Consider the following 19,444-nt stretch of genomic DNA (forward strand, 5'->3'; position numbering starts at 1 on the left):
CGGACGTGATCCTGCGGGACGTGACGCTGCGCGACGGACTGCAACTGACCGGCAAGCTGCTCCCGACCGAACGCAAGGTGGAGATCGTCCGGGCGCTGCTCGCCGCGGGCGTGCCCGAACTCGAGATCGGGTCCCTGGCCCGCGCCGACCTCGTGCCGCCGATGGCGAACACCCTCGACCTCGTGGCGGCGCTGACCGAGGAGGAACTCGACCGCTGCTGGATCTGGGTCGCCACACCGCGCCACGTCGAGAAGGCGATCGCGGCCGGTGCCCGCCGGTTCCAGTACTGCTTCTCGGTCTCCGACGCCCACAACCGCGCCAACATCGGCCGCGACACCGAGGACAGCATCGCCGCGATGCCGGCGGCGATCGAACGCGCCCACGCCGTCGGCGGCAGCATCCAGTTGTGCCTGGCCACTTCGTTCACGTGCCCGCTCGACGGGCCGGTCGACCCCGACCGCGTCGTGGAGATCGCGTGCGACCCGCGCACCGACGGAGCCGCCGACATCGTCGTCGCCGACACCCTGGGCCAGGCCGTGCCCGGCCAGGTGTCGTCGCTGGTCGCGCGGCTGGCCGCCGAATCCCCCGACCGACGGATCGTCTACCACGGTCACGACACGTGGGGCCTCGGTGTCGCCAACAGCCTCGCCGCGATCGACGCCGGAGCGACCGTCGTCGACGGCGCGCTCGCCGGCCTGGGCGGCTGCCCGTTCGCACCGGGTGCGAGTGGCAACACCGCGAGCGAGGACCTGCTCTTCGCGACCCGTCCGTCGTGGCTGGACCCGGAGGTCTTCGGCTCTCTGGTCCGCCTCGGTGAGGACATCGTCGCCGAACTGGACGAACCGAACCGGTCGCGTGCCCGGCAGGGCGCCCGCTCCGAGGCCGAGGCCTTCGACTGGGTGCTCCGGTGACCCGCATCCTGATCGCCCCCGACAGCTTCAAGGGCACCTACACCGCCGTCGAGGTCGCCGACGCGATCGCCTCCGGTGTGGAGAGCGCCGGGCACACCGCGATCCGGATGCCCGTCGCGGACGGCGGTGAGGGCACACTCGACGCACTCGCCGGGCCGCTCGGTCTCGCCCGGATCGAGGTCGAGGCCGTGAATCCGTGGCGAGCACCGTGCCGCGGGCTGCTGGGGATGTCGTCGGACGGCACGGCGGTCGTCGAACTGGCGACCGCGAGTGGCATCACCACCCCGCACGACGGTCCGCGCGACGCGGTCATCGCCGATACCTACGGCACCGGGATGGTCATGGCCGAAGCGGTCCGGCGCGGAGCACGGCACATCGTCGTCGCGGCCGGTGGATCGGCGACGACCGACGGTGGTGCGGGTGCGATCGCCGCGATCGACGAGCGGGGTGGGCTCGGCGAGGCCCGCGTGACCGTGCTGTCCGACGTGACGACCCGTTATACCGATGCGGCACGGATCTTCGGGCCGCAGAAGGGCGCCGACGCGGCGGCCGTCGCGCTGCTCACGCGCCGCCTCGAGGAGACCGCGCTGACACTCCCTCGCGACCCGCGGGAGGTCGACGGCTCGGGTGCGGCCGGTGGTTTCTCCGGTGGGATGTGGTCGCGGTTCGGTGCCGAACTGCGGTCGGGAGCCGACTTCGTGCTCGACGCAGTGGGCTTCGACGACGCCGTGCGCACCGCCGATCTCGTGGTGGTCGGCGAGGGACGGCTCGACGGCCAGTCGCGGGCAGGCAAGATCGTCTCAGTGCTCCTCGCGCGCTGCGGCGACGTTCCGGTGGTCGCGGTGGTCGGTTCGGTCGGCGACGATCTCGGCGACTACCGCGAGCGGTTCGCCGAGGTCGTTGTCGCGTCCGATGCGGAGGCGCTGACGCGCGCCGGCCGGGCACTACGAGTCTGAGCGGCGCGCCCGATCACCGGCCGGTCACGGAGCGGTGGGAGGTGCGCTGCCGCAGGGTATCTCGGTAGGAGTCTCGGGCGTCGGCACCGGGTCGACGGGATCGGACGCGTGGGCCGGCCACGATGCCGGTCGCGCCTCGGAGCACGGATCGGCGACGGGTGCGCGGTCGGGAGACGGCACCGGCGACGGCGGCGGTGCCACGGCGGTCTGCAACCCCGGCGCGGAGCGTTCCGCCTGCACGCCACTGCTCACCGCGACGGCCAGTCCCCCACCCAGCAGGGCGACGAGCGCGACGAGCGTGGCCAGCAGGACGGTGCCGCGACGGCGGTTCGTGGGCGCGGCGACGACCGCCGGGGTACGGCGGGCGGATGCGACGAGCGCGGCACCGGTCGCGCGATGCCAGGGCACCCCGTGCGGAGTCACGAAGGGAACACCGAGGACGGTGGCGAGTTCTCGTGCCGGACGGGCGTCGCCGGGACGCAGATCGAGGAACACCACAGCGTCGGGCGAGGTTCCGGCGCGGGCGACCGCTTCGTCCATCGCCTCGGGCAGGGACTGTGTGTAGGGGCCGAACTCGTCGCCGTCGGGGCTGACCGTGGACAGCACCGTGCGTGAAGGGACGTCGACCATCGATGCCGATTCGACGCCGTAGGTGCGGGTGTGCAAGGCCAGGACCGGCAGTTCCGCGAGTTCGGGTGCTCCGGCGAGGAAGGCCAGTCGCGCTTCGTCGAGCAGGACCGAGTCGACGTCGATACCGAGCACGGCTCGCACCGCCTCGGTGACCGGTTCGGCGTCCTCGTCGTTCTCGGGACCGGTCACCACCGCGGCCGCGGACAGGGTCAGCGACGCCGCGGCGGCACGTTCCGCCATGGCAGAGGCGGCAGCGGCGGCGGCCTCGGCCGGTGTGTCCCCGGGTGCGCCGAAGCCTCGCTGGGAGTCGAACGGACCGAGACTCGGAACGTCGGCATCGACGAGGACCGCGCACACTTCACCGTCGTCGACGGAGATGCCGAGCATCGGGCGCATCTGTTCGTCCCTCCACGGCTGCCAGCACGAATCACGACGGCCCGAGCGGCCGTCGCTCGGACGAGCCTAACCGACATCCGGGCCTACTCCCGGTAACAACCGACGGTGAGTCCGACGGTCGCGGCGACGTAACTGCCGAAGGTGATGTACGAGCCGTCGGCCGCGAACATCCGGACGGCGAAACCGGTGTCCGGAGGCAGCACATGGCGACCGTGGAAGCCCGCCCGCGCGGCGGTGTCCTCGAAGACCCTGGCCGCGCGGTCGAGTTCGTCGACCGGCACCGGTCGGCCGGAGCCGTGGATCGGAAGGTGCACCGTGAGCCCCGAGGTGCCGTCGGGCAGCGTGCATCCCGCCGTGGTGCTCGCGTACTTCGGTTCGAAGCGCACGCCGGGGAACTCGGCGGACAGTGCGGTGAGGACGTCGCGCTGCACGGCGGTGTAGAACTCGACCGCGCCCGCGCTGGTCGTGGCGACCGGTTCGGGCATCGCGACCGGGGTCACCGTGGTGGTGCATGCGGCGAGCAGTACTGCCGGCAGGACGACGCTCGCCCCGAGCCGGGAACTCCACGCAGAGGTCACGGCATACTCCGTTCTGCGGTGCCTGCCACGACACCGGCGATGTGGTGGGAACTCGACGTTCCGGGGGTGAGATACGAGCTGTGGCCGGTGATGCCCGCGAGCGGAGCTCCGGCGGCGGTGGTGCCGGGACCGGCGGGAAGATGCGTCAGGCCGTCGAGGAAGCTCGGGTCGCCGCCGAAGGTTCCGACGTCGGCGACGATGTCGCATTCGGCTTCGACGAGATAGGCGGAGCCGGGTGGGATCCGCAGGTCGGTCACGTCGCCGGTCCCGATCCCCGGAGCCCCGACGAACACCGCGGCATCGACCGCACCGGTCTCCCTCAGTGCCAGACCGGAGACGACGGCCCCGTAGGAATGCCCGACCGTGGTGATACGCGGGTCGTCGGGGCGCGAGGCCGCGATGCCGTCGAGGAAGTCGACCAGGCGAGGTGCGGCGATCCGGGCGGCGAGGTCGGAGACCGGACTGCGCTCGGTGAACGCGAGACCCCATCCCCAGTGGGGCGCCTGGTAGTTCAGCCAGGTGACCGCCGCGACGGAGGGATCGCCGCCGGTGTGGTCGGTGAGGTGGAGGCGAGCGGAGTCGCCGGTGAGGTGGAGCCGAGCAGAATCGCGCAGCGCCGCGACCTGCGTGTCGTAGCCCTGCAGATTGCCCTGCACGGTCGAGCCGGCACCGGGGACGAAGACGGCCAGGTGGTCGGCGGTGTCGACGTCCCCGACGGCCACGGCTGCCATCGCTTCGCGCCCGGACAGGTCGAGGGCGAGCAATTGCCGGTCGCCGTGGGCGAGGGTCGCGTCGATCGCGTCGAGGGCTTCGATCTTCCGTACTGTCTGTTCGAGGCCCGCATCGGCGTCGGTGAACAGTCCGGTGACGCCGAGACGGTCGATCACGGTGCCACCGAGGAACATCGCGTCGAGTTCGGCCCGCAACTGCGTCGCCACGGATTCGAGGCGGCGGCGTTCGTCGTCGAGCAGGGCACGATTGGCGAGATCGCGAGCCGCGGCGGGCAGTCCGTCGAGAGCGCCGATCCGTTCGGGATGTTCGGCGACGAGCGCGGTGCGTGCCGTGTCGTCGAGACCGTTCCACCACTGCGCGACCTGCACGGGTTCGGCGGCCGGATCCGGCAGGGCCGGCAGCGTCGTCGATCCGGACCGCGGAATCGCGGTGTGGAGGCGATCCTGTTCGCCGAGAATCGTTGCCGGCAGCTCGGATTCGGCACTCAGGCGAGCGGCGGCCTCACGGTCGAGCCCCTCGGCACGGACGAGCAACGATCGCAGCGACGCGGCGAGCAGTTCGTCGGCGTCGAGCGGGAAACCCCGTGCAGCGGCCCTGACCTGCAGCTCGCCCAGTTCGGCGTGCAGTGCCCGCAGTCGCGGCACGACGAACCGCGCACACGCGGACACCTGCCGATACGCCTCGGCCTGCGCCGCGAGATCCCGCCCGTACGAGGAGAATACGGACCTCGCTTCCTCGTGAGCCGCACCGCTCCAGGCGTCGCCGAAGGATGCCGACCGCACCACGTCGCCGGCCACGGCGTCCACCGCGTCGGCACACGCAGCGAGTTCGGTCGCCATGCTCTCGAGCGCATCCGGATCCCACCCCGCCAGATCGTCCACCCGCACACCACCACCCCCTGCCGCGGAAGCATAAGGGGCACCGACGACGACCGGCCCGCGGATCGCTCCGCGGGCCGGTTGTTGTGGACAACTCCACTGCCTGTGGACAACTCGTATCCACAGGCACTTTCTGCCTACATGTCGCTGATCGCTTCGAGCGGCGGCGTCTTCGCCGCACGCTGGCCGGGCCACAGCGCCGCGAGGACACCGATGATGCCGGACGCGACGAGCATGCCGACGACCTGCGACCACGGCACCGAGATGATGTCGAGTCCCTGATCGGCGAGGGTGCGCACGAACGCCCAGCCGAACGCGAGACCGAGCACGACACCCACGACCGCACCGAAGACCGCGATGAGCAGCGACTCCAGGTAGATCGTGCGACGCACCTGGGCGCGTTGCATACCGACGGCGCGGAGCATGCCGATCTCCCGTCGCCGTTCCACCACCGACAGCGCCAGGGTGTTGACGATGCCCAGGATGGCGATGACCACGGCGAGGGCGAGCAGGCCGTAGAGGATCGCGAGGAGCATGTCGATCTGCTGCGCCTGCTGCCCCTTGAACTGCTCTCGGTCGAGGACCTGCACGATCACGTAGTCCTTGACGGCCTCCTCGATCGACGCGCGCACGGTCTCCGGATCGGCACCGTCGACGGTGTTCATGAGGACGACGAGCGCCGACCGGTTGTTCGGCGGCGTGAACTGCTCGAACAGCTCCTGCGAGACGACCCACGGACCGATCAGCTGGTTGTCGGTGAAGATGCCGGCGACCGTGGTGTCGACGGTGTCGCCGTCGCGGCTGGTGAGCGGAACGGTGGAGCCCACCTCCCAGCCTCGGTCGTCCGCCGAGGTCTGCGAGACGAGGATCTCGTTCCCGGTCACCTCGAAGGCACCCGCGACCATGTCCAGATCGAGGACGTCCTGGAGGGGTCCGCCTGCTCCGGTGCCGAACTCGAAGTCCTCGTCGATCTTGGCCTGCACGCCGTAGGCGGGCACGACCTCCTCGATGCCGTCCACCCCGCGGACCGCTTCGGCGGCGGGGGTCGGGACACCGAACATCTGCGGCCCGGTGAGCATGAAGTCCGCCTCGACACCGTTGTCGACGAGCGCGTCGACACTGGCCTTCGCCGACGACCCGAACACCCCGATGACGGAGACGAGCATCAGACCCAGAGTGAGGGCGAAGGCGGTCGCGGCGGTGCGACGCGGATTGCGGGTCGCGTTGGTGCGCGCGAGCCGGCCGATCGCTCCGAAGGGCCGGGCGAAGACGGCACCGAGTGCGTTCACGACGGGCCGGGACAACGCCGGCGCCGCGAACAGCACCGACAGGATCAGCAGGAAGGCGCCGATACCGACGGTCGCGGCCGCGCCGCCACCGACCTGCTGTGCGCCCACCACGACGAGCGCCGCACCGACGATCGCGCAGAGCACACCGATGATCGTGCGGAGGCGCAGCGACTCGACGGTCGCCGTGGATTCCTCGCGCATCGCGGCGACGGGCGGAACGTGGGTCGCGCGTCGCGCCGGGGCGTAGGCGCTGACCATCGTCACGACCACGCCGACGAGCAGCGCGACGATCACGGTACGCGGGGACAACTGCAGCGGGCCCGACGGCAGTCCGAGATCCGCGGCGTTCAGTGCCGCGCGCAGACCGTAGGCGAGCGCGACGCCCGCGGCGATACCGATGATGCTGCCGATCAGGCCGACGACGAAGGCCTCGAGGGTGACCGACCGGCCGACCTGCTTGCGGCTCGCGCCGATCGCGCGGAGCAGGGCGAGTTCGCGCAGTCGCTGGGCGACGATCATCGAGAAGGTGTTGTAGATGATGAACGTGCCGACGAGCAGTGCGATCGCGCCGAACGCGAGCAGGAAGTAGTTGAGGAAGTTCAGGGCCTCGGCGACCTGCGACTTGGTCTCCTCGGTGACCTCGGCTCCGGTCTGCACCTTCAGGTCGGGCAGCGCCGCCGCGATCTCGTCGCGCAGTTGCTCGGGCGAGAGCGAACCGTCGCCCGCGACGTCGAGGAAGCCGACGTGCCGGCCGTCGGTGAACAGCTGCGAGGCCTGTTCCTCGGTGAACAACGCACCGATGTAGCCGCCGGTGTCGGTCTCGAGTTCGTAGATGCCGCTGACGGTCACCGGCACCATGCCCTGCGAGACGGTGAGCACGGTCGTGCTGTCGCCGATCGAGAGATCACCGCGTTCGGCCGCGCTCTCGTTGAGCGCGATCTGACCGCTCTCCGCGGGCGGTCCACCGGCCACGAAGGTCTCCGGTTCGCCGACGAGACGGTCGGGCGGGATGTAGGCGTAGCCCTCGGCGGGTGCGCCTCCGGTCTGGATCGCGGCGCCCTCGGAGTCGAGGACGATGATGCCGCCCCCGATCGACGGGGACGTGCGCTCGACGCCGGGGAGGGCGGCGACCTGGTCCACTGCCTCGATCGGGACACCGCTGGTGCCGTACTGCTCGGTGCTGACGCGGACGTCGACGCCCTGGGCGACGTCGCCGAAGATGCCGTCGAAGGTGCGCTGCAGTGTGTCGGTGAAGACGAACGAACCGGTGATGAAGGCCGTGCCGAGCACCACGGAGAGCACGGTCAGGGCGAGCCGCACCTTGTGTGCGGCGAGGTTGCGCAGGGCAACCCTGCGGATGGGATTCCCACTCATCGCGGTGTCTCCTATTCCGCCACGGGAGCCGCGGAGGCGGGATCGAACTGCTTCATCCGGTCGAGCACTCGTTCGGCCGTCGGTCCGCGCATCTCGTCGACGATGCGTCCGTCGGCGAGGAACACCACGCGGTCGGCGTAACCGGCGGCGCGCGGGTCGTGGGTGACGATCACGACGGTCTGGTCGAACTCGTCGACGGCCGCCCGCAGGATGGACAGCACCTCACCGGACGAGCGGGAGTCGAGGTTGCCGGTCGGCTCGTCGCCGAAGATGATCTCGGGCCGGCCCGCGAGGGCACGCGCGCACGCGACGCGCTGCTGCTGGCCACCGGACAGTTCGCCGGGGCGGTGCCCGAGACGGTCGGTGAGTCCGAGACGGGTGACGACGGTGTCGAGCCATTCCTGATCGACCTTGCGGCCCGCGATGTCCACCGGGAGGGTGATGTTCTCGAGCGCGGTGAGGGTGGGGACGAGGTTGAACGCCTGGAAGACGAAGCCGATGCGGTCGCGCCGCAGCTGGGTCATCCCCTTGTCGGACAGGGTCGTCAGATCGGTGTCACCGATGAAGACCGCTCCGGAGGTCGCGCTGTCGAGACCTGCGAGGCAGTGCATGAGAGTCGACTTGCCCGATCCGGAGGGACCCATGATCGCGGTGAACTCACCGGCGGCGAAATCCGCGGTCACACCGTCGAGGGCGTGTACCGCGGTTTCTCCGGTGCCGTAGATCTTCTTCAGGTCCTGGGCGCGGGCTGCTGGGGCCGAGTGCAGTGGCATGCACCCATCTTCCCGGTGCCGGGAGCACCGCACCATCGGGGAGGACCCCGATCTTCGATTCGGGGATACGGGCGTATGCCGCGGTGGTGGCTCAGGCCCAGCGTGCCTGACCTCCGTCCAGCGGGATCGTCGCTCCGGTGAGATAGCGTGCGTCGTCGCTCACAATCCACGCCACGGCGCGCCCGATGTCCTCCTCGGGGTCGCCGATACGGCGGAGCGGGATGGACTTCACGAACTCGGCGGCCTCCTCCGGGTTCGTCTCCGTCCACCATTTCAGGCCGGGCGACAAGGCGTGCGGGGCGATGGCGTTGACGCGGATGCCGTCGGTCCCCCATTCCGTTGCCGCGGTGCGGGTGAGCGAGCGCAGCGCCTCCTTGGTCGAGGCGTAGCCGCCGTAGCCGCTCATATCCCAGCGCACCGCCGCGGAGGTGACCATGTTGACGATCGACCCGCCGCCGCGTTCCTTCATGATCGGGTGGACGAGCTGCATGGCGTGCAACGCCGCGAGCGGACCCGAGCGGTACGCCTTCTCCAGCACGGCCGGCTTCAGGTCGAGCAGCGGCCCGAGCGGATTGAAGCTCGCATTGTTGACGAGGATGTCGACACCGCCGAAGGCCCCGACCGTCCGGTCCACCGCAGCTGCGATCGCCTCCGGATCGGCGATGTCGCACACGACCGGCTCGGCGGTGCCACCGAAGGCACGGATCTGCTCGACGGTGTCGATCAGCTTCGACTCGGTCCGGCCGGCGACCGCGATGGCCACGCCTTCGCGGGCCAGCGCGAACGCGACCCCCTGACCGATCCCCTGACCTGCGCCGGTGATCAGCGCGACCCTGCCGTCGAGTTTCCCGCCTTCGAGTGTGCCCATGCGAGGAGTCGAGCAGATTCCGGGCACGTCCGGGTATTGCGGTCCCGGTCGGCGGGACACTGCCCTAACCTGTGGCACATGCGGATAGGTGCGCACGTCCGGCAGGACGACGATCCCATCGGTCAGGGCGAGCATCTCGGTGCCGATCTGGTGCAGGTGTTCCTGTCGGACCCGCAGAAGTGGACGAAGCCCGGTGAGCATCCGCGCACCGAGGAGATCCTCGCGTCGGACGTCGACGTGGTGGTGCACTCGCCGTACGTCATCAACGTGGCGAGCCTGAACAACAGGGTGCGGATGCCGTCGCGCAAGGCCGTCGCCGACCACGCCGAGGCGGCCGCGCGGATCGGCGCGCTCGGGCTGGTCGTCCACGGCGGGCACGTGCGAGCAGGTGAGGACGTCGCCGCCGGGGTCGAGAATTGGCGCAAGCTGTTCGAACGGCAGGAGGACAAGGGCGGGTTCGGGGTGCCGATCCTCGTCGAGAACACCGCGGGCGGCGACTTCGCGATGGCCCGCTACATCGACGCGATCGGGCGGCTGTGGGACGCCATCGGCGACTACGGTCCCGGCTTCTGCCTCGACACCTGCCACGCCTGGGCGGCCGGGGAGGATCTCGTCGGTGTCGTCGAACGGGTGCGGGCGGTCACCGGCCGGATCGACCTGGTGCACCTGAACAATTCGCGTGACGAGTTCGATTCGGCCCGCGACCGGCACGCCAATCTCGCCGACGGGCAGATCGACCCGCAGTTGCTCGCGGAGATCGCGGTGCAGGCCGACGCACCGATCGTGCTCGAGACCCCGGCGGAGGGACTCGCCGAGGACATCGCCTTCCTGCGGGAGCACTCGACCTGACGACGCACTCCGCTCTACGTTTGCGTCGTGCGCGGACCGATGCACCGTGTCGACGGCGCGCTTCTGTCTCCGACCGAAGCGCACGCCGCGAAGCTGCGGTCACATGCCGGGCAGGTCGCCGGTCAGATAGTGCTGCACGGTGGGGGCGACGATCTGGACGAGCTGCTCCGACGGCATCGACGCGAGCGGTTCGAGTCCGATGATGTAGCGCACCAGCATGATCCCGGTCATCTGGGTGGCCACCAGCTCGGCCCGAAGTCTGCCGGTGCCGACCGGACGATCGATGCGCTCGAACAACGGCGCGAGCGCGACCTCCAGCAGGAACGAGCGGATCAGACCACTGTCACCGCCTGCGATCTGCGCACGGAACATTGCCACTGCCGCGTCGCGGTGCGGCGAATCCCACACACCGAGAAGGGCGGTCACGAGAGCTCGACCGAGATCCTCGGGTGCGGCCGCGTAGACGGGGGCGAGGACGTCGCGCGGATCGACCGGCAGCGCGATGGACGCGGTGAACAGCTGCAACTTGGTGCCGAAGTAGTGGTGCACGAGCGCCGGGTCCACCCCGGCACCGGCTGCGACCGCACGCACCGTCGTCTTGTCGAAGCCGTTGGCGGCGAACAGTTCCCGGGCGCTCGCGAGGATGTCGTCACGCGCGCCCGAATTGCCGGGGCGACGGCCGGGGCGCCGCGCCCCGGCCTCGCTCGTCACGGGGTGCGACGGCGCAGTGTCGCCGCACCGAGCGTGAGGGCCGCGGCGGCGAATGCCGCAACGACGATCAGATCCCGCACCATGACGCCGGTGACCCCCGGATTCACGGTGATCTCCTGCAGCGCCTCCACCGCGTAGCTCAACGGCAGTGCGTTGCTGATCCAGCGCAGCCAGTCCGGCAGATCGTCCCGGGCGACGAGCAACCCGCACAGCAGGAACTGCGGGATGACGATCACCGGCATGAACTGCACGGCCTGGAACTCGGTGCGGGCGAAGGCGCTGCACAGCAGACCCAGGGAGACCCCGAGGACGGCGACGAGAACCGCGACGACCAGCACCCACAGCACCGATCCGGCGCTGGTGACGTCGAGCAGCCAGAAGGCCACCACGCAGGCGAGACCGGCCTGGACGGCCGCCGCGAGCGAGAAGGCGCTGCCGTAACCGGCGAGCAGGTCGAGTTTCGTCAGCGGTGTCGTGAGAAGCCGTTCGAGGGTGCCCGAACTGCGCTCGCGTTGCATCGCGATGGAGGTGACCAGGAACATCACGACGAACGGGAGGATCCCGAGCATCGTGACGGCGATCCGGTCGAACAGCGAGACTCCGCCCGGACCGGTGGGGGCGTTCTGATACATGAAGTACAGCAGCGTCATCAGCAGGCTCGGGACGAGCACGATCATCGCGACGGTGCGATGGTCGGCCCGCAGCTGACGCAGGATGCGGGTGGTCGTGGTGGCATAGATGACGGCGCTCACGGTCGTGCTCCCGTCCGGTTCCGGATGAGTCGGAGAAAAGCGTTCTCGAGGCCCGTCTCCCCAGTCTGTTCGCGCAGTTCGACCGGGGTCAGCTGGGCCACCAGCCGGCCTTCGCGCAGGAGGACGAGCTCGTCGCAGTGGTCGGCCTCGTCCATGACGTGGCTCGACACGAGCAGGGTGGTGCCGCGGTCGGCGAGCGCACGGAAGTGCTCCCACAGCTCGGCGCGCAGCAGTGGATCGAGTCCGACGGTGGGTTCGTCGAGTACGAGGAGTTCGGGATCGCCCACCAGTGCGCACGCGAGCGACACCCGTCCGAGCTGGCCGCCGGAAAGGGCCGACGTCCGGTTGTCGGCGTGGTCGGTGAGCCCGACCGCCGCGAGGGTGTCGGAGACCGCGGGGCCCTTCCGCCCGTAGAGGGAGGCGAAATAGGAGACGTTCTCGGTGACGGTCAGGTCGGGGTAGACGCTCGGCGACTGGGTGACGTACCCGATACGGCGGCGCAGTTCGGCGCTGCCTACGGGCAGGCCCAGCACCGTGACCGTGCCGGATTCGACGATCTGGGTGCCTACGATCGCGCGCATCAGTGTGGTCTTCCCGCAGCCCGAGGGGCCGAGCAGTCCGGTGATCGAACCGCGTGGGACGCGCACGCTCACGCCCTCGAGAGCTCGGTGGGTGCCACGCCGGACGTGCAGGTCGCGGATGTCGACGGCGTCGGAGATGTGGTCGATGTTCATGGTCCACTCAATTCATCGAGTGTTGAAATCATCCTCGGATGAATTGTGCGCCTCACGTCTCGATCCGGTCAACCCCCGCGAGCGTCGCCAGGGACCGCCGGCAGCTCCGACGTACCATGAGCCCCATGAAGCACACGCGTCTCGCACTGGCCGTCACGGCAACAGCACTGGTCCTGGCGGGATGCTCCGCCGGCGGCGACGAGCCCGCGCCCTCCCCCGCCGTCTCGGTCGACACGCCGACCTCCTCGGCTCCCGAGACCACCACCTCCGACGAGGTCCCGCGCGACGCGCGCGAAAAGGTCTCCCCGGCGGGAGAGGGTGCGAAGCTCACCGTCGTCGACATCCGTACCGGACGTCACGAGGGCTTCGATCGCGTGGTCTACGAACTCGGCGGCGAGGGCACACCGGGATGGCGGGTCGGCTATGTCGACGAGCCGCTCCAGCAGGGCAGCGGCAACGAGGTCCCCGTTGCGGGCGACGCCGTGCTGCAGGTGCTCATCGACGGTTCGGCCTATCCGTTCGACAGCGGTGTCGAGCAGTACGCCGGCCCGGATCCGGTGCTCGCCGATGCCGGCGGATCCGTGGTGGAGGTCAGCGGGTCCGGTGTCTTCGAAGGTGTCACCCAGTCGTTCATCGGCGTCGCCGCACACGGCACCCCGTTCTCGGTGTACTCCCTCACCGGGCCGACCCGCGTGGTGATCGACGTGGCTCGCTGACGCCTCGTCCTGTCGTGGTGCGAGCCTAGGCTTGACCTCGAGCGCACTCGAGGTCCTAGCCTCGGCTGCGACCCGAGGAGGCCGACACCATGAGCATGGAAGTCACCGCGTGGAACGCGATGTACAACGCGATGCACGCCGAGAGCGACCGCAGGCCGTTCTCCCGAGCGAGCCTGCGGCGGATCGCCGAGTTCGCCCGGCCGCACCGCCGCAACATCACCTTCTATCTCGTCCTGAGCGTGACCATCGCGGCTCTCGGCGTCGCGACACCGGTACTCGCGGGGCGGGTGATCGACGCGATCGTCGACGGCGCCGCGGTCTCGGTCGTGGTGCTGCTCGCGGTGATCATCGCCGCGATCGCACTGGTCGAGGCCGGCCTCGGGATCGCGAACCGCTGGTTGTCGGCGAGCATCGGCGAGGATCTCATCCTCGATCTGCGCACCACGGTGTTCGACCACGTGCAGCGCATGCCGGTCGCCTTCTTCACGAGAACCCGTACCGGCGCGCTCGTCTCACGCCTGAACAACGACGTCATCGGTGCACAACGCGCCTTCAGCGACACCCTCTCCGGCGTGGTCGGCAACATCGTCACCCTCGCGATCACCCTGGTGGTGATGATCGGGATCTCCTGGCAGATCACACTTCTCGCACTGCTGCTGCTCCCGATCTTCGTAATCCCCGCCCGGCACATGGGTGCCCGGCTCGCGCAGCTCAGCAGGGAGGCCGCCAACCACAACTCGGTGATGAACACACAGATGACCGAACGATTCTCGGCTCCGGGCGCCACCCTGGTCAAGCTGTTCGGCCGTCCGGCGCAGGAGTCGAGGGAGTTCGCCGTCCGGGCGACGCGGGTCCGCGACATCGGGGTGCGCACCGCGATGCTGCAGAGCGTGTTCGTCACGGCCCTGACACTGGTGTCCGCGCTCGCGCTCGCGCTCGTCTACGGCCTCGGCGGTTTCTATGCCCTGCGCGACCAGCTCGATCCCGGTTCGGTGGTCGCGATGGCGATGCTCCTCACGCGCCTGTACTCGCCGCTGACGGCGCTGGCCAGTGCCCGCATGGACGTCATGAGTGCGATGGTGAGCTTCGAGCGGGTCTTCGAGATCCTCGACCTGAAGCCGCTGATCGAACAATCGCCCGACGCCCGGCCGGTGCCCGACGGTCCGGTCGCGGTGGAACTCCGGGATGTCGCCTTCGCGTATCCGTCCGCCGACAAGGTCTCGCTCGCATCCCTCGAGGAGGTCGCGGTGCTCGATTCGCGGGGCGGCGAAGAGGTGCTGCACGACGTGTCGTTCCGCGTGGAACCGGGCCGGATGGTCGCACTGGTCGGATCGTCCGGTGCGGGCAAATCGACCATCGCCCAACTGATCCCGCGACTGTACGATGTCGATGCCGGTGCCGTGCTGCTCGGCGGAGCGGACGTCCGCGAACTCACCGCCGATTCGATCCGCGCGACGGTCGGGCTGGTCACCCAGGACGGTCACCTGTTCCACGACACGGTCCGCAACAACCTGCTGCTCGCCCGCCCCGAAGCCGGCGAGGACGAACTGTGGCACGCCCTGCGTCGCGCTCGCCTCGAGCCCCTGATCGCGTCGTTGCCGAACGGACTCGACACGGTCGTCGGCGAACGCGGCTACCGGCTCTCGGGTGGTGAACGTCAGCGGCTGACGATTGCGCGGCTGCTGCTCGCCCATCCGCGGGTGGTGATCCTGGACGAGGCCACCGCCCATCTCGATTCGACCTCGGAGGCCGCCGTGCAGGAGGCATTGACCGAGGCGCTCGAGGGTCGCACGTCGGTGGTCATCGCGCACCGCCTGTCGACCATCCGCGCCGCCGACGAGATCCTGGTCGTCGAGGCCGGACGCATCGTCGAACGCGGCAACCACGACGACCTTCTGGCGGCGGGCGGCCGCTACGCGGAGCTGTACCGCACGCAGTTCGCCGATTCGGGACCGAAGGTGTCGGCGGGAGCCCCCATACTCGGCGCATGAGCGCCCGAGAACACGACCTGTTGCCGAAGTGACGCTGTTCTCCGAACCGATTCGACGCCCTGCGCAACGCGTTGCGGGCCTGACCGAGGATCAGGCCCGCAACGGATGAAATGACGGACGTCAGTCGCGGTATCCGCCGCGACCACCACGGTCGTTACGGTCGCTGCGGTGCGTGAAGTCGCCGGAGCGGCCGCCACGGCTGTCGCTGTACTCGCGCTTGCCGCCACGATCACGCTTGCCGTGATCGCGACGGTCTCCCCCGCGTCGATCGTCGCCGCGACGGTCGTCGCGTCCGCGATACGAGCTGGGACGTCCGGACGGTGCGCCGGAGTCGGGCTGAAGCTGGATGAGCACGCCCGAGATGCGGGTGGAGCGCAGCGCGTCGAGAGTCTGCGGCGACAGATCCTTCGGCAGCTCGACGAGGCTGTGATCGGCACGGATGCTGATGTGCCCGAAATCGCCGCGGCGCAGTCCCCCCTCGTTGGCGATGGCACCGACGATCGCACCGGGCTGCACGCGGTGACGCTTGCCCACGGCGATGCGGTAGGTGGTCATCTCCTGGCCGTCGCGACCGACCTTCGGCCCGTCGTCGAAGCGACGCGGCGGGCGCTCGCGCGGTTCGCGCTCGCGGCGCGGCGGTGCGACCGGCTCGGGTTCGGCCTCCATGAGGAACGACTCGCCGTCGCGAGACAGCACCGCCAGCGCGGCCGCGATGTCGGCGAGCGGCACGTCGTGCTCGCGCTCGTAGTCCTCGATGAACGTGCGGAACAGCTGCAGGTGATCGGAGGCGAGCGCCTCGGTGATCGAGTCGTTGAACTTCGACACGCGCTGGGCGTTGACGTCCTCGACGGTGGGCAGCTGCATCTCTGCGAGGGGCTGGCGGGTGGCCCGCTCGATCGCCTTGAGCAGGTGCCGCTCACGCGGAGCGACGAACAGCAGCGCGTCGCCGGTGCGGCCGGCGCGGCCCGTGCGGCCGATGCGGTGCACGTACGACTCGGTGTCGTGAGGGATGTCGTAGTTGACGACGTGGCTGATGCGCTCGACGTCGAGACCACGCGCGGCGACGTCGGTGGCGACGAGGATGTCGAGCGTGCCGTTCTTGAGCTGGTTGATCGTGCGCTCGCGCTGGGCCTGCACGATGTCGCCGTTGATGGCGGCGGCGGAGAAACCGCGGGCCCGCAGGCGCTCGGCCAGGTCCTCGGTGGCCTGCTTCGTGCGCACGAAGATGATCATGGCCTCGAAGGTCTCGACCTCGAGGATTCGGGTCAGCGCGTCGAGCTTGCGCTGATGGGAGACGAGAACCCAGCGCTGGGAGATGTTCGCCGACGTCGTCGTCTTCGACTTGACGGTGATCTCCTGCGGATCCTTCAGGTACTGCTTCGACAGCCGGCGGATCGCGCCCGGCATGGTCGCGGAGAACAGCGCGACCTGCTTGGTGTCGGGGGTGTCGGCGAGGATGCGCTCGACGTCCTCCTGGAAGCCCATGGTGAGCATCTCGTCGGCCTCGTCGAGGACGAGGAACTCGAGTTCGGAGATGTCGAGGGTGCCCTTGGCGAGGTGATCGATCACACGTCCGGGGGTACCGACGATGACCTGGGCGCCGCGACGGAGGCCGGACAGCTGTACACCGTATGCCTGGCCGCCGTAGATGGGCAGGACGGACAGGCCCGGGATGTGGACGGAATACTTACCGAAAGCCTCCGCGACCTGCAGCGCGAGCTCTCGGGTGGGCGCCAGCACCAGCGCCTGGGGCCGCTTCACGGAGGTGTCGATACGCGAGAGGATCGGCACCGCGAAGGCGGCGGTCTTGCCGGTGCCGGTCTGAGCGAGACCGACGACGTCCCGTCCCTCCAGCAGCGGTGGGATGGTCGCCGCCTGGATCGGCGACGGGGACTCGTAACCCACATCCGAAAGAGCTTGCAGCACACGTGCATCGATGTCGAGATCGGCAAACGTGAGAGCTGCGGTCTCCTGGTCGGGGGCGTCTTGAATATCACTCATTTGACCAGCAGTTTATCGGATGAACCCACCTCTTCGCGCCCGGACCCGGCGGCGACCTGGGCTCGAGCGCGCGAATAATGACCCACCCCACCCCGTCGCCGGCACCCGGGGCGCGTCACACTGGGCAGGTTCATCGTCCCCGACCGAAGGATTCCACAGTGACGGCTTCCCCCTCCGCGCACGAGTCCGCGACACCCCCGTCCGTTGCCGATTCGGGCATTCCGACGCACTGGTACAACATCGTCGGCGACCTCGAGGTGGCCCCGCCGCCGCACCTGCACCCGGGCACCCGCGAACCGATCACCGCCGACGATCTCGCGCCGCTGTTCGCCTCGGGACTGATCGCGCAGGAACTGTCGACCGAGACCGACATCGAGATCCCGGAGGCCGTGCGCGAGGTCTACGCCGGTTACCGCTCCACTCCCCTGTTCCGCGCCCGCTCGTTCGAGAAGGCACTCGGCACCCCGGCCCGCATCTACGTCAAGTACGAGGGCGTGAGCCCGGTGGGCAGCCACAAGGTGAACTCGGCGGTCGCCCAGGCCTACTACAACTCGCTCGACGGCGTCACCCGACTGACGACGGAAACCGGTGCCGGACAGTGGGGTTCTGCCCTGTCGTTCGCGTGCGCGAAGTTCGGTATCGATCTCGAGGTGTGGCAGGTCCGCGCCTCCTACGACTCGAAGCCCTACCGCCGCTTCCTCATCGAGACCTACGGCGGCACAGTACATCCCAGCCCCTCCGATCTGACGGAAGCCGGTCGCGCCGTCCTCGCCGAGCACCCGGACACACCCGGCTCGCTCGGCATCGCGGTGTCGGAGGCCGTGGAGGTCGCGGTGAAGGACGCCGCCGCCCGCTACACCCTCGGCAGCGTGCTCAACCACGTAGTGCTGCACCAGACCGTCATCGGCCTCGAGGCCGTGGAGCAGTTGCGGGCCGCGGGCGAGGACCAGGCCGACGTGGTCTTCGGTTGCGCAGGTGGCGGTTCGAACCTCGCCGGCCTGTCGTTTCCGTTCCTGCGCGAGGTCATCCACGAGCGGGCGACGACGCGCGTCGTCGCCGTCGAGCCCGCAGCGTGCCCGTCGATCACCCGCGGCGAGTACCGCTACGACCACGGCGACATCGCAGGTCTGACGCCGCTGCTGAAGATGCACACCCTCGGCCAGGACTTCATCCCGGATCCGATCCACGCCGGCGGGTTGCGATACCACGGCATGGCACCGTTGCTCAGCCACACCGTCGAGCTCGGCTACGTGCAGGGACAGTCCGTGGCACAGACCGATGCCTTCTCCGCGGCGGTGCTCTTCGCCCGGAACGAGGGCATCGTGCCGGCGCCGGAGTCGTCGCATGCGATCGCAGCGGCCGCGGAGTACGCGCGCGGCCTCACCGAGCCCGAGGTGATCGTGATCGGCCTGTCCGGCCACGGTCAGCTCGATCTGCCCGCCTACCACTCCTACCTGTCGGGCGAGCTCGACTGAGATCCCCATCGGTCCGTCCGGGCGGCGAATGCTCGCCCCGCCCGGGCGGACCGTCCCATACTGGAGGCGTGCGGTACGCCACGCGTGAGGAGGCGGGCCGGCGACTCGCCCGGTCGGCCGGGCACCTGCGCGACGCCGACCCGGTGGTTCTCGCACTTCCCCGTGGCGGCATCCCCGTCGCCCGCGAACTCGCCGCCGCCCTCGACGCACCCCTGGATGTCCTCGTCGTCCGCAAACTGGGCGTGCCGTGGCATCCGGAACTCGCGATGGGCGCGATCGCCGAAGGCCCGACCACCGAGTCCGGGGAGGCGGCAGGCGAGGGCGTCTTCCGGGTCCTCAACGAGGACGTGATCCGGCGCGGGCGGATAGCCCCCGAATCCGTCGACAACATCGAGAGACGCGAACTCGCCGAACTGGCCCGCCGCGCCGATTTCCTGCGCGCGGGTCGCGCCCGCGTACCACTGGCAGGCCGCACGGCGGTCGTCGTCGACGACGGGGTGGCCACGGGCGCGACGGCGGCGGTGGCCTGTCTCGCTGCGCGCGCATCCGGCGCCGACCGAGTCGTCCTTGCGGTGCCGGTGGCTTCCCCGGAAGCACTGCGCCGAGTGGGCCGGGTGGCCGATGAGGTGATCTGCCCCTGGACACCGGTGGACACCGACAGCGTCGGCGCTGCTTACAAGGATTTCCACCAGCTCGGCGACGACGAGGCCGTCCGCCTCCTCCGCGATACCGGTACTTCGGGTACCGGAAAAACCGACGAGACTATCCGATAGTGGTAATCCTCGTTACCGGCGGGTAGCATTGTTACGTAGATCACTGCTTATCGGACT

General features: G+C 69.7%; 17 protein-coding genes. 7 read left to right on the forward strand and 10 right to left on the reverse strand.

The genetic code is table 11. The annotated features are described in order from the left end of the window. Nucleotides 1-5: 5 nt before the first annotated feature. Both ACNJ7K_RS02045 and ACNJ7K_RS02050 read left to right on the forward strand, forming a co-directional pair. Nucleotides 6-911, forward strand: coding sequence for a beta/alpha barrel domain-containing protein (locus ACNJ7K_RS02045; RefSeq protein WP_487041115.1), 906 nt, complete (start codon nt 6-8; stop codon nt 909-911). Beyond that, entirely contained in the window at nt 908-1,867 is a 960-nt protein-coding gene (locus tag ACNJ7K_RS02050; protein ID WP_159418855.1) for a glycerate kinase family protein, read from the forward strand. The genes ACNJ7K_RS02045 and ACNJ7K_RS02050 overlap by 4 nt, the downstream gene beginning before the upstream one ends. A gap of 24 nt (nt 1,868-1,891) precedes the next feature. Here ACNJ7K_RS02050 and ACNJ7K_RS02055 read toward each other — a convergent pair whose 3' ends face one another. From ACNJ7K_RS02055 to ACNJ7K_RS02080, 6 genes are all read right to left on the reverse strand, one after another. Next, nucleotides 1,892-2,893 carry a hypothetical protein gene (locus ACNJ7K_RS02055; RefSeq protein ID WP_159418856.1) on the reverse strand — a complete coding sequence of 334 codons (1,002 nt, stop codon included), beginning with the start codon at nt 2,891-2,893 and terminating at the stop codon, nt 1,892-1,894. Nucleotides 2,894-2,976: 83 nt separating this feature from the next. Continuing rightward, nucleotides 2,977-3,471 (reverse strand): LppA family lipoprotein, encoded by a 495-nt coding sequence (locus ACNJ7K_RS02060; RefSeq protein WP_159418857.1) that lies wholly within the window; start codon nt 3,469-3,471, stop codon nt 2,977-2,979. Beyond that, on the reverse strand, nt 3,468-5,084 hold the full coding sequence (locus ACNJ7K_RS02065; RefSeq protein WP_225623744.1) for an alpha/beta hydrolase: 1,617 nt from the start codon (nt 5,082-5,084) through the stop codon (nt 3,468-3,470). The genes ACNJ7K_RS02060 and ACNJ7K_RS02065 overlap by 4 nt, the downstream gene beginning before the upstream one ends. Before the next feature lie 134 nt (nt 5,085-5,218). Then, entirely contained in the window at nt 5,219-7,744 is a 2,526-nt protein-coding gene (locus tag ACNJ7K_RS02070; protein ID WP_487041116.1) for an ABC transporter permease, read from the reverse strand. An 11-nt stretch (nt 7,745-7,755) separates the two neighbouring features. Further along, complete coding sequence (locus ACNJ7K_RS02075; protein WP_120281918.1) at nt 7,756-8,517, reverse strand: ABC transporter ATP-binding protein; 762 nt, start codon at nt 8,515-8,517, stop codon at nt 7,756-7,758. Between the two features lie 91 nt (nt 8,518-8,608). Beyond that, a complete protein-coding gene (locus ACNJ7K_RS02080; RefSeq protein ID WP_159418859.1) occupies nt 8,609-9,385 on the reverse strand; it encodes an SDR family NAD(P)-dependent oxidoreductase in 777 nt (258 codons plus the stop codon). A 78-nt stretch (nt 9,386-9,463) separates the two neighbouring features. On the opposite strand from ACNJ7K_RS02080, the gene ACNJ7K_RS02085 reads away from it, so the two are divergent. Further along, on the forward strand, nt 9,464-10,234 hold the full coding sequence (locus ACNJ7K_RS02085) for a deoxyribonuclease IV (protein ID WP_268655389.1): 771 nt from the start codon (nt 9,464-9,466) through the stop codon (nt 10,232-10,234). Nucleotides 10,235-10,333: 99 nt separating this feature from the next. Here the strand turns inward: ACNJ7K_RS02085 and ACNJ7K_RS02090 are convergent, their stop codons facing one another. The 3 genes from ACNJ7K_RS02090 to ACNJ7K_RS02100 are packed head-to-tail and all read right to left on the reverse strand — an operon-like array spanning nt 10,334 to nt 12,431. Continuing rightward, a complete protein-coding gene (locus tag ACNJ7K_RS02090; protein WP_487041117.1) occupies nt 10,334-10,945 on the reverse strand; it encodes a TetR/AcrR family transcriptional regulator in 612 nt (203 codons plus the stop codon). Continuing rightward, on the reverse strand, nt 10,942-11,697 hold the full coding sequence (locus tag ACNJ7K_RS02095) for an ABC transporter permease (protein ID WP_019288103.1): 756 nt from the start codon (nt 11,695-11,697) through the stop codon (nt 10,942-10,944). The genes ACNJ7K_RS02090 and ACNJ7K_RS02095 overlap by 4 nt, the downstream gene beginning before the upstream one ends. Next, complete coding sequence (locus tag ACNJ7K_RS02100; protein WP_487041118.1) at nt 11,694-12,431, reverse strand: ABC transporter ATP-binding protein; 738 nt, start codon at nt 12,429-12,431, stop codon at nt 11,694-11,696. Before ACNJ7K_RS02100 ends, ACNJ7K_RS02095 begins: the two co-directional genes overlap by 4 nt. Before the next feature lie 125 nt (nt 12,432-12,556). Here ACNJ7K_RS02100 and ACNJ7K_RS02105 point away from each other — a divergent pair, with 125 nt between their 5' ends. Next, nucleotides 12,557-13,147, forward strand: a complete 591-nt coding sequence (locus tag ACNJ7K_RS02105) for an AMIN-like domain-containing (lipo)protein (RefSeq protein WP_230790763.1) — start codon at nt 12,557-12,559, stop codon at nt 13,145-13,147. Nucleotides 13,148-13,236: 89 nt separating this feature from the next. Next, the gene (locus tag ACNJ7K_RS02110; protein ID WP_487041119.1) at nt 13,237-15,138 is read left to right on the forward strand and encodes an ABC transporter ATP-binding protein; all 1,902 of its coding nucleotides are present in this window, start codon (nt 13,237-13,239) and stop codon (nt 15,136-15,138) included. Between the two features lie 120 nt (nt 15,139-15,258). On the opposite strand, the gene ACNJ7K_RS02115 is transcribed toward ACNJ7K_RS02110, so the two are convergent. After that, nucleotides 15,259-17,139 carry a DEAD/DEAH box helicase gene (locus tag ACNJ7K_RS02115; protein ID WP_268655383.1) on the reverse strand — a complete coding sequence of 627 codons (1,881 nt, stop codon included), beginning with the start codon at nt 17,137-17,139 and terminating at the stop codon, nt 15,259-15,261. A 158-nt stretch (nt 17,140-17,297) separates the two neighbouring features. Here ACNJ7K_RS02115 and ACNJ7K_RS02120 point away from each other — a divergent pair, with 158 nt between their 5' ends. Beyond that, nucleotides 17,298-18,614, forward strand: coding sequence for a TrpB-like pyridoxal phosphate-dependent enzyme (locus tag ACNJ7K_RS02120; protein WP_487041120.1), 1,317 nt, complete (start codon nt 17,298-17,300; stop codon nt 18,612-18,614). A 68-nt stretch (nt 18,615-18,682) separates the two neighbouring features. Further along, complete coding sequence (locus ACNJ7K_RS02125) at nt 18,683-19,387, forward strand: phosphoribosyltransferase (protein ID WP_120281910.1); 705 nt, start codon at nt 18,683-18,685, stop codon at nt 19,385-19,387. The last annotated feature ends 57 nt before the right edge of the window (nt 19,388-19,444 follow it).

Source organism: Rhodococcus shunpengi, assembly GCF_048381395.1.
In the GTDB taxonomy this organism is placed as follows: Bacteria; Actinomycetota; Actinomycetes; order Mycobacteriales; family Mycobacteriaceae; genus Rhodococcus.

Excerpts from the sequence above, each read along its gene's own strand:
- ACNJ7K_RS02085 (WP_268655389.1), top strand. The coding sequence starts at position 9,464 with ATGCGGATAGGTGCGCACGTCCGGCAGGACGACGATCCCATCGGTCAG.
- ACNJ7K_RS02070 (WP_487041116.1), bottom strand. The coding sequence starts at position 7,744 with ATGAGTGGGAATCCCATCCGCAGGGTTGCCCTGCGCAACCTCGCCGCA.
- ACNJ7K_RS02105 (WP_230790763.1), top strand. The coding sequence starts at position 12,557 with ATGAAGCACACGCGTCTCGCACTGGCCGTCACGGCAACAGCACTGGTC.
- ACNJ7K_RS02115 (WP_268655383.1), bottom strand. The coding sequence starts at position 17,139 with ATGAGTGATATTCAAGACGCCCCCGACCAGGAGACCGCAGCTCTCACG.
- ACNJ7K_RS02100 (WP_487041118.1), bottom strand. The coding sequence starts at position 12,431 with ATGAACATCGACCACATCTCCGACGCCGTCGACATCCGCGACCTGCAC.
- ACNJ7K_RS02080 (WP_159418859.1), bottom strand. The coding sequence starts at position 9,385 with ATGGGCACACTCGAAGGCGGGAAACTCGACGGCAGGGTCGCGCTGATC.
- ACNJ7K_RS02075 (WP_120281918.1), bottom strand. The coding sequence starts at position 8,517 with ATGCCACTGCACTCGGCCCCAGCAGCCCGCGCCCAGGACCTGAAGAAG.
- ACNJ7K_RS02055 (WP_159418856.1), bottom strand. The coding sequence starts at position 2,893 with ATGCGCCCGATGCTCGGCATCTCCGTCGACGACGGTGAAGTGTGCGCG.
- ACNJ7K_RS02110 (WP_487041119.1), top strand. The coding sequence starts at position 13,237 with ATGAGCATGGAAGTCACCGCGTGGAACGCGATGTACAACGCGATGCAC.